Origin of the sequence: Verminephrobacter aporrectodeae subsp. tuberculatae At4, from assembly GCF_000193225.1 — a bacterium.
GTDB classification, from domain to species: domain Bacteria; phylum Pseudomonadota; class Gammaproteobacteria; order Burkholderiales; family Burkholderiaceae_C; genus Acidovorax; species Acidovorax aporrectodeae.
In genome coordinates this window covers 1-661 of the sequence record NZ_AFAL01000254.1, presented here as the reverse complement: position 1 = coordinate 661, position 661 = coordinate 1, and the positions used below count along the sequence as shown (strand labels likewise).

1 pseudogene is annotated in these 661 nt (G+C 69.0%); it reads left to right on the top strand.

Features of this window, described 5'->3' with window-relative positions:
• Window positions 1-371 (top strand): annotated as a pseudogene (locus VTU_RS26095) (MocR-like pyridoxine biosynthesis transcription factor PdxR); the annotation flags it as partial.
• Window positions 372-661: the final 290 nt, after the last annotated feature.

The window sequence follows — 661 nt, the reverse complement described above, 5'->3', positions numbered from 1 at the left end:
ACGAATCGCACGCGCGGCGGGTGAATGCCGCCATGCAGGAGCGGCTGGCCCTGGCCGCCGAGGCGCTGCGCAGCCATCTGCCGGACTTCGCCTTTCGTTTGCCGCAAGGCGGCGCGTCCATCTGGGTGCAGGCGCCGGCCTGGGTCGATGCGGCGGAGCTTGCACTGATGGCGCGCAGCCACGGCGTGCTGATCGAAGCGGGCGATGTCTTCTTCGTCAAGCCGCCGTATCCCTGCACGTTCTTTCGCCTGCGCCTGTCGTCGATCGCGGCGGCGCAGATTCCGGCCGGCATCCGGGCACTGGGCCTGGCGGTGGAAGAATTGGCCAAGGCGCGCGGTGAGCGCCGCATGCCGAGCACGTGCGCGCACTGAGCGCGCAAGATGGGCTCGCGCGCCGCGCACCAAACAAGGGTAAGTCCGTAGCCGCTGGCTCCATGCACGCGGCGGCGCTGGCACTTCCGCCCCCGGGGTAATGGGGGCAAAGTCGGATCGCGCCGCAACGCAGCCGTGCGTGCTTGCATTGGCGTGATTCTTGCGCCGCTTCCCCACCTTCGAGGAGAAATCAGATGAACGGTCCCAAGCGTTTGACCCCGCAATGCGCCGTCGCCCTGGCCGCAGCCGTGCTGTGCGGCGGTGCCCTGGCCGAATCCAGGGAAGTGACC